General features: G+C 77.9%; 7 protein-coding genes. All 7 read left to right on the top strand.

Annotated features, from left to right (window positions below):
- Positions 1-1,335, top strand: a 1,335-nt coding sequence (locus JIG38_RS19725) for a GlnX family signal transduction membrane protein (protein ID WP_199425340.1), incomplete at its 5' end; no start/stop codon positions are given.
- A 32-nt stretch (positions 1,336-1,367) separates the two neighbouring features.
- Entirely contained in the window at positions 1,368-2,354 is a 987-nt protein-coding gene (locus JIG38_RS19720; RefSeq protein ID WP_199425341.1) for a glutamate ABC transporter substrate-binding protein, read from the top strand.
- Between the two features lie 73 nt (positions 2,355-2,427).
- On the top strand, positions 2,428-3,606 hold the full coding sequence (locus JIG38_RS19715) for a hypothetical protein (protein ID WP_199425339.1): 1,179 nt from the start codon (positions 2,428-2,430) through the stop codon (positions 3,604-3,606).
- Positions 3,603-5,861 carry a serine/threonine-protein kinase gene (locus JIG38_RS19710; protein WP_199425338.1) on the top strand — a complete coding sequence of 753 codons (2,259 nt, stop codon included), beginning with the start codon at positions 3,603-3,605 and terminating at the stop codon, positions 5,859-5,861. Before JIG38_RS19715 ends, JIG38_RS19710 begins: the two co-directional genes overlap by 4 nt.
- Positions 5,858-7,042 (top strand): PP2C family protein-serine/threonine phosphatase, encoded by a 1,185-nt coding sequence (locus JIG38_RS19705; RefSeq protein ID WP_199425337.1) that lies wholly within the window; start codon positions 5,858-5,860, stop codon positions 7,040-7,042. Before JIG38_RS19710 ends, JIG38_RS19705 begins: the two co-directional genes overlap by 4 nt.
- Complete coding sequence (locus JIG38_RS19700; protein WP_199425336.1) at positions 7,039-8,322, top strand: vWA domain-containing protein; 1,284 nt, start codon at positions 7,039-7,041, stop codon at positions 8,320-8,322. Before JIG38_RS19705 ends, JIG38_RS19700 begins: the two co-directional genes overlap by 4 nt.
- On the top strand, positions 8,319-8,678 hold a 360-nt coding region (locus JIG38_RS19695; RefSeq protein WP_199425335.1), incomplete at its 3' end, for a zinc-ribbon domain-containing protein. The genes JIG38_RS19700 and JIG38_RS19695, both read left to right, overlap by 4 nt.

Here is an 8,678-nt window from a genome sequence, read left to right as displayed (position 1 = left end):
GGGCCCGCGCCCGCGCACCCGGGCGCCGCCCCCCGCACGGCCGGCACGGCCGGCGGCGTCGTGCTCGCGCCCGCGGCCGCCCTCGCCGCAGCCACGGGCCCCGTCGTCGCGCCCCGGCCCGGGTCCCGCCCGACGCCCGCACGCATGCGGCTCGTCGCGGTCGGGCTCGTCGTCGTCGGCCTGCTCGTAGGACTCGCGGGCGGCGCGTCGTTCGCGGCGGCCGACGCCGCGACGGACCGCGCCGACGCCAACGCGGCCCAGCTCGTGCGGCTCCAGGAGCTGCAGACGCGCCTCGTGAGCGCCGACGCGAGCGCGACGAACGCGTTCCTCGTCGGCGGCCTCGAGCCCGCCGACCGCCGCGCGGTCTACGACGACGCGATGGCGGCCGCCACCCGGCTCGTCGCCGAGGCCGCACGCGCCCAGCCGGCCGACGGCACGGTGCTCGCCGCGCTCAACACCGCGGTGCTCGACTACGCCGCGGACATCGAGCAGGCGCGGGCCGCGAACCGGCAGGCGCTCCCGGTCGGCGCGCAGTACCTGCGCAACGCGAGCGCCGCCCTGCGCGCCGACGCGCTGCCCGCCCTGGCCGCGCTCATCGACGCGAACCAGGAGCGCGTGGCCGCGGAGTTCTCGGCGGCGCGGTCCGCCTGGGTGCTCGCGGTGCTCGCGTCCCTGCTGGGCCTCGGTGCCGTCGTCGCCGCATCCGTGTGGCTCGCGCGCCGGACGCACCGCTACGTCAACCTCCCGCTCGCCGGCGCGGGCCTCGTCCTCCTCGTCCTCCTCGTCGGCTCCGCGGTCACGCTCGGGTCGGTCGCCGCCGAGGTCGACCGGGTGCGGACGGGCCCGTTCGCCGCCGCCACCGCGCTCTCGGAGGCCCGCCTCGCGGCGTTCGACGCCAAGTCCAACGAGAGCCTCACGCTCATCTCGCGCGGCTCGGGCCAGGCGTTCGAGGAGGCCTGGGTCGCGTCGTCCGACGTCGTCGACCGCGGCCTCGCCGAGGCGGCCGGCACCGGCAGCGTCGCGGACCTGCGCACCGACTGGGACGCCTACGCGACCCTGCACGCCGACCTGCGCGCGCTCGACGACGGCGGCGCGTGGGACGACGCCGTCGCCGCGGCCACGAGCACCGAGCCCGGCACCGCGGACGCCGCGTTCGCGTCCTTCGACGCCACCCTCGGCGCCGCCCTCGCCGCCGCGAGCGGCGAGGCGTCCGACGCGCTCGCGGACGCGCGGGGCGGGCTCCTCGTCGGCGCCGCGCTCGCGGCGCTCGCGGGCCTCGCGGTGGCCGTCCTGTCCTGGAACGGCATCTCCCGACGGATCGAGGAGTACCGGTGAGCGCGCGTCCGGCACGAGCCCGCACCACGACCCTGCCGACCGCGCCGCGGCCCGGGGCCCGGCGCCGCGCGGCGTCCGCCGTCGTCGTCGGCCTGCTCGGCGCGCTCCTGGCCGGGTGCACCGGGGGCGCCTACCGCGACACGCCGCTCCCGACCGCGTCGCCCGGGCCGACGAGCACCGCGGCGCCCGCCGCGCCGTCGGCGCCGGTCGAGTGCGCGGACCCGCTCGCCTCGTACGACCCGGCCGGCGTCGACCCCGGCGCGGTCCCGCCGGGGTCGACGATGGCGCTCATCCGGGACCGCGGCCGGCTCGTGGTCGGCGTCTCGGCCGACTCGCTCCTGCTCGGCGCGCGCGACCCCGTCTCGGGCAGCATCGAGGGCTTCGACATCGACATGGCGCGGCTCGTCGCGCAGGCGATCTTCGGCGACCCCGACCGCGTCGAGCTGCGCGTCATCACGGCCGCGCAGCGCATCCCGTCGCTCCAGGACGGCACGGTCGACCTCGTCGCGCGCAACATGACCATCACCTGCGCGCGCTGGGAGGAGATCGCGTTCTCGGCCGAGTACTACCGGTCGGGCCAGAAGGTGCTCGTGCCGCTGGGCTCGACGGCGACGTCGCTCGACGACCTCGCGGGGCGGCGCGTGTGCGCCCCGGCAGGCACGTCGAGCCTGGCGAAGCTCGAGGAGGACTTCCCCGAGGTCGAGCCCGTCGCGGCCGCCACGCACACGGACTGCCTCGTGCGGTTCCAGCAGGGCGAGGTCGACGCGATCACCGGCGACGACACCGTGCTCGCGGGCCTCGCCGCGCAGGACCCGTACGCGCAGGTCGTCGGTGCGGCCTTCACGTCCGAGCCGTACGGCCTGGGCGTCAACGCCGAGGCCGTGGACCTCGTGCGCTTCGTCAACGCCGTGCTCGACCGGGCCAAGGCCGACGGCACGTGGGCCGCCTCGTACGACCGCTGGCTCGCCGAGGCGCTCGGGCCGGCGCCCGCTCCCCCGGCGTCCGTGTACGGCCGGTGACGCGGATGACGACGGGGGCGGCCCGGTGCGAGCCCGACGGGCCCGACGGGTGGTGGTGACCGGTGGTGACCGGATGACCGCCGCCGTGGTCGCGCCCGCCGCACCCGCCGCGTGGGGCCGGTCGGTCGAGCACGCCGCGATGGCGGCGTACCTCGACGCGCTCGGCGCGTGGCGCGACGCGCGGCGCCGGGAGCTCGACGCGCTCGACCGCGTCGCCGTGACGTCCCCCGACACCGACCTCACGGGCGACGTCACGCTCGCGATGGCGCTGTGGCAGTCGGTCGCGACGCGGCACGACGAGCTCGTCCGCGTGTGGGACGGCGGCCGCGTCGGCGCGGTGGAGCTCGCGCGGCTCTCGGCCCTCGTGTGGGGCCGGGACCCGGCGGGGGGCGCAGCGGGCGGGGCCGGCGGGTCAGCCGGTACCACCGGGGTCTCCCTGCCCGAGGCGTGCCGCCTCTCGGACGCCGTGACCGCGCAGCTGCGCCGGCGCCTCGCGCTCGAGACGGTCTCGGCCGACCTCGCGGGTCACCTGGCCGCGCTGCGCGCCGCCGTCGAGCGCATCCGCGACCTCGTCGCCGCCGCACCGGCCGGCCCGGCCTCCGACGACGCGCGGGCACGGCTCGCGCGGCTGGACGAGCGGGTCGACGACGTCACGGCGCGCGCGCGGCGCGGTGCGGACGTCGGGGGCCTCGTCGGGCCGCTCGAGGCCGACGTCGCGCGCGCCGAGCGGGACCTCATCGTGGCCGCCGCGACCCGTCGGGACGACGAGCGCGACCTCGCCCGCGCGACGTCGTGGCGCGCCGCGCTCGCGGACCGCGCGGACGCCGTCGCCGCGCTCGCCGACGCATGCGTGCGCCAGGTCGTCCCGGCGCCCGTGCTGGGCATCCCGCAGGTGGAGTCCCTCGGCGCGGTCCCGGCGTCCGCCGCCGACGTCGACGCCTACCTCCTCCGGCTCGACGCCGTCGAGCGCGCGCTCGCGCGCGCCGAGGACGCGTACCGCGCGCCCGTCGCCGAGCTCACCGACCTGCGCGGCCTCCTGGCCGCGTCGCGCGCCCAGGCCGGGGCCCGCGGGCGCGACCGCTACCCGGAGGTCGCCGACCTGGGCCGGCACGCCGCCGAGGTGCTCGCCGCCGAGCCCGTCGACCTGCCGCGCGCCCGCGCCGTCGTCGCCGCCTACCGTGGCCTGCTCGACGCCCCGGACCCGGCGCTGCCGCCCGCCCCGACCCCGACCACCTCCGGACGGAGCTCATGACCTGCACCCAGCCCGGCTGCACCGGGACCATCGTCGACGGCTACTGCGACGTGTGCGGCAGCCCGCCCGACGCCGCGCCCGACGCGTCCGTGCGCACCGCCGCCCGGGCGGCCGGCACGGGTCCCGCCGGCGCGGGCCTCCCCGCGGGCGCGGACGGCGCGACGTCGACCCGCACGTCGAGCCGCCTCGCGTCGACCGCGATGGGCTCCGCCCGCACCGGCCGGACCACGGGCGTCACCCGCCGGGTCGGCGGCGCCTCGACCCGGCTGCGCGCCGCGCGCCTCGGCGCGGGCCTCACCACCATCGCGCCCGCCCCGGCGATCGACGCCGCGACCGCGATGATGGTGAACCCCGAGGTCGCCGAGGAGAAGCGGTTCTGCCCCGCGTGCGGTGCCGCCGTCGGACGCTCCGTCGAGGGGCGGCCCGGCCGCACGGAGGGCTTCTGCCCGCAGTGCCGCGCGCCCTACTCCTTCACGCCCAAGCTGCAGCCGGGCGACGTCGTCGGCGGGCAGTACGAGGTCGCGGGCGCGCTCGCGCACGGCGGCCTCGGCTGGATCTACCTCGCGCGCGACAAGAACGTCTCGGACCGCTGGGTCGTCCTCAAGGGCCTGCTCAACACGGGCGACGCCGACGCGCTGGCGGCCGCGATCGCCGAGCGCCAGTTCCTCGCCCAGGTCGAGCACCCGCGGATCGTCGAGATCTACAACTTCGTGACCCACGACGGCGAGGGCTACACCGTCATGGAGTACGTGGGCGGGCACTCGCTCAAGGGCCTGCTCAAGAACCGGATGCGCGCGGCGGGCGGCCGGTACGACCCGTTCCCGCTCGACGTCGCGATCGCGTACGTCCTGGAGATCCTGCCCGCGTTCGAGTACCTGCACGACCTCGGGCTGGTGTACTGCGACTTCAAGCCGGACAACCTCATCCAGATCGGCGACGACGTCAAGCTCATCGACCTGGGCGGCGTACGCCGGCTCGACGACCAGGACTCGGCGATCTACGGCACCGTCGGCTACCAGGCGCCCGAGGTCGCCGAGGTCGGCACCTCGGTGGCGTCGGACATCTACACGCTGGGCCGGACGCTGCTCGTGCTCGCCATGGAGTTCCGCGGCTACCAGTCGACCTACGTCGCGAGCCTGCCGCCCGTCGACGAGACGCCGCTGTTCCAGCGCTACGACTCCTTCTACCGGCTCGTCGCCAAGGCGTGCGCGCCGGACCCGGCGGACCGGTTCGCGACCGTCGCCGAGCTGCGCGTCCAGCTGCACGGCGTGCTGCGCGAGGTCGTCGCGACCGACCGCGCCGCGGGCGAGGGGCAGCACGCCGCGCGCGACGCCGCCCGGTCGCTGCTGTTCACGACGCCGGACGCGGCGACCGCGGTGACCGCGTGGCAGCACCTGCCCGAGCTGCGCGTCGACACGGGCGACCCGCAGGCCGGCTGGCTCGCGACCGTGGACGTCGAGGACCCGCGCGCCCGTCTCGTCCAGCTCGAGCGGGCGCCCGAGCGCTCGGCCGAGGTGCTGCTCGCGATCGGCCGCGCCGCCCTGCGGGCCGACCGGCACGACGTCGTCGCGAAGGCCGCCGACGAGCTGCTCGCGGCCGACCCGTGGGAGTGGCGCGCCGTCTGGCTCCAGGGCCTCGCCGCGCTCGCCACGGGCGACGGCACGGGCGCCCAGGCCGCGTTCAACGCCGTGTACGGCGAGGTCCCGGGGGAGCTCGCACCCAAGCTCGCACTCGCGCTCGCGTGCGAGGCGAGCGGCGAGCCGGACATCGCCGAGGCCCTCTACGCGACGTGCGCGCGCACCGACGCCGCCTACGTGCCCCCGGCGGCGTTCGCGATGGCGCGCATCCGGGCGTCGCGCGGCTCGGTGCCGGACGCCGTCGCGGCGCTCGACCTCGTGCCCGCGACGTCCCGCGCCTTCACCGAGGCGCGCCGCCAGCGGGCGGCGCTGCTCGTCGCGTCCGACGGCGGCCTGCCTGCCCTCGCCGACGCGATGTCCTCGCTGCACGACGTCGGCGTCGACCCGGCCGAGCGGACCCGCCTCACGGCCGCCGCGCTGGCCGCCGCGCTCGACCACGTGCGCTCGCACGGCCCCTCGCCCGCGGTGCAGATCGGAACGTGGCCCGCGGCCGAGCCCGCGCTGCGGGACGGCCTCGAGCGGACCTACCGCGAGCTCGCCGCGGCGGCCGCGACGCCGGCGGAGCGGATCGCGCTCGTCGACGCGGCCAACGACGTGCGCCGCTGGACGTTCCGGTGAGCGCGGCCGGCCCGGGCGCCGACCCGGGGACCGCGGCATCCGCGGAGCCCGGAGCCGCGACCGCGGAGCCCGGAGCCGCGGCCGAGGGAGGGATCGTGTGCCCGGCGTGCGGCTCTCCCGCCCCGCTCGGCGCCCGCTGGTGCGAGGAGTGCGGCGGGGCGCTGCCGGCCGCGCCCGCACCCGCTCCCGCCGCGGTCGTCGAGGCGTCCGCACCCACCCGGCACGTCCGCGCCGGCGGCGGGTCCGGCACCCCGTCGGCGCCCGCGCCGTGCGCCGAGTGCGGCGGTGCGATCGACGGCGACGGCTACTGCACGCAGTGCGGCACGAAGGCGCCGCGCCCGCGCGACCACATGGTGTCCCGGCCGCAGCCGTGGGTCGCGTGCGTGAGCGACCGCGGCGTGCGTCACCACCGCAACGAGGACGCGGGCGTGGTCGCGGCCGACGTCGAGCCCGGCAGCTGGGCCGCGCTCGTCGTGTGCGACGGCGTCTCGAGCTCGCAGGCCTCCGACGAGGCCTCGCTCGGCGCGGTCCGCGCGGCGTGCGACGTCCTCGTGCGCGAGCGCGGCGCGGGTCTCGCCCAGGGCAGCGCGCTCACGGCGCTCGCGCGGGCGCGCCTCGAGGCGGCCGGCAAGGCCGCCGCCGCGGCGGTCGAGTCCGTGACGCGCGCGCACCACGGCGACAGCCCGCCGTCGTGCACCTTCGTGGCCGGCGTCGTCGAGGGCGACCGGCTCACGGTGGGCAACGTCGGGGACAGCCGAGCCTACTGGCTCCCGGACGGCGCCGAGCCGCGGGTGCTCACCGTCGACGACTCGTGGGCGGCGGACCAGGTCGCGGCCGGCGTCCCGCGCGAGGTCGCCGAGACCGGGCCGCAGGCGCACGCGATCACACGCTGGCTCGGCGTCGACGCCGAGGACCAGGTGCCCACGGTCACCCACCACGCGCTCGACGGACCGGGCTGGCTGCTGCTGTGCTCGGACGGGCTGTGGAACTACTGCTCGGAGGCGCCGGCGACGGCGGAGCAGGTCGCGCGCGCGGCCGCGGCGCACGACGGCGATCCTCTCCTCATGGCCGAGGACCTGGTGCGCTGGGCCAACGAGCAGGGCGGCAAGGACAACATCACGGTCGCGCTGGCCCGGATCGGCCGACCCCCCGCACGGACGCACGAAGGAGAACCGGCATGACGAGCTTCACCGCGGCGGTCTACCAGAACGAGTACCTGGCTGATGGCAGCACCGACGTGCACGCGATCGTCACCGTCGAGTGCTCGGGGTCCGGGCAGGCGGGGCAGTCGGGTGCGGGCGGGGCCGCCGAGCTCGTCATCATCGACACGTCCGGCTCCATGGGCTGGGACGGGGTCCGCGCGGCGCAGGACGCCGCCAACGCCGCGCTCGACCAGGTCGTGCCCGGGACGTACTTCGCGGTCATCGCGGGCAGCCACGCGGCGCGGCTGGTGTACCCGGTCGACGTGCGCGAGGGCGCGATGACGCGCATGGACGCCCGCACGCGCGAGGAGGCGCGGCGCGCGATCGCGTCGCTCGCGCCCGAGGGCGGCACGGCCATGGGCACGTGGATCGAGCTCGCGGCGCGCGTCGCGCAGTCCGTGCCGGGGGTCACGCAGCGGCACGCCATCCTGCTCACCGACGGCAAGAACCAGCACGAGTCGCCCCAGGACCTCGACGTGCGCCTGAGGTCCGCGATCGGCGTCTTCCAGGCCGACTGCCGCGGCGTCGGTGCGGCGTGGGAGGTCGGCGAGCTGCGGCGCATCGCGTCCGCGCTGCTCGGGACCGTCGACCTCATCCCGCGCCCCGACCAGATGGCGGCCGAGTTCGCTGCGCTCATGAAGGCTGCGATGGGACGCGGCGTCGCGAACGCCGAGCTGCGCGTGTGGGCTCCGCAGGGCGCGCAGGTGCTCTTCGTCCGGCAGGTGTCGCCGACCGTCGAGGACCTCACGCCGCGGCGGCGCGAGGTCAACCCGCTCACGGGCGGCTTCCCGACCGGCTCGTGGGGCGACGAGTCGCGCGACTTCCACGTCGCGGTGCGGCTCCCGGCGGCCCGCGCGCTGGGGCAGGAGCAGCTCGCGGCGCGCGTCCAGCTCGTCGTCGGCGAGGACGTCCAGGCCCAGGGCCTGGTCAAGGCGCTGTGGTCCGACGACCACGAGCTCACGGCGCGGATCAACCCCGAGGTCGCGCACTACACGGGGCAGGCCGAGCTGGCCCAGGTCATCCAGGAGGGCCTCGCGGCGCGCGCGATGGGCGACGACCGGACGGCCACGGCCAAGCTCGGCCGGGCCGCGCAGCTCGCCGCGGAGACCGGCAACGCCGAGGCGACGTCGAAGCTCCGGCGCGTCGTGGACATCGAGGAGCCCGCGACGGGCAAGGTCCGCCTCAAGCGCGACGTCGACAAGCTCGACGAGATGGCGCTCGACACCGCCTCGACCAAGACGACCCGGGTGCGCAAGTGAGCGCGGTCTGCCCCCAGGGGCACACGAGCGAGTCGACCGACTACTGCGACACGTGCGGGGCGCCGATGGGCGCGGGCGCGACGGGCGCGGGCGCCGGTGCCCCGGGTGGTGCCGGCGGCGCGGTCGGCGCGGGCACCACGCCGCCGCCCCCGCCCCCGGGTGCGCCCGCGGGCGTGGCGTGCCCGCACTGCGGCACGGGCAACGTCGACGGCGCCCTGTTCTGCGAGGCGTGCGGCTACGACTTCACGACGGGCGCCATGCCGCGCGGGGCCGGCGCGGGACCCGGCGGCGCGGGAGCGGGCACCGCGGCCGCGGGCGGCGCGGGCGGGAGTGCGGCCGGCCCGGGCATCGACCTG

It is taken from the genome of Actinotalea solisilvae, from assembly GCF_016464425.1.
In the GTDB taxonomy this organism is placed as follows: domain Bacteria; phylum Actinomycetota; class Actinomycetes; order Actinomycetales; family Cellulomonadaceae; genus Actinotalea; species Actinotalea solisilvae.
Note: the sequence above shows the minus strand (reverse complement) of the source record. Positions and strands in the feature narration are given on the sequence as shown.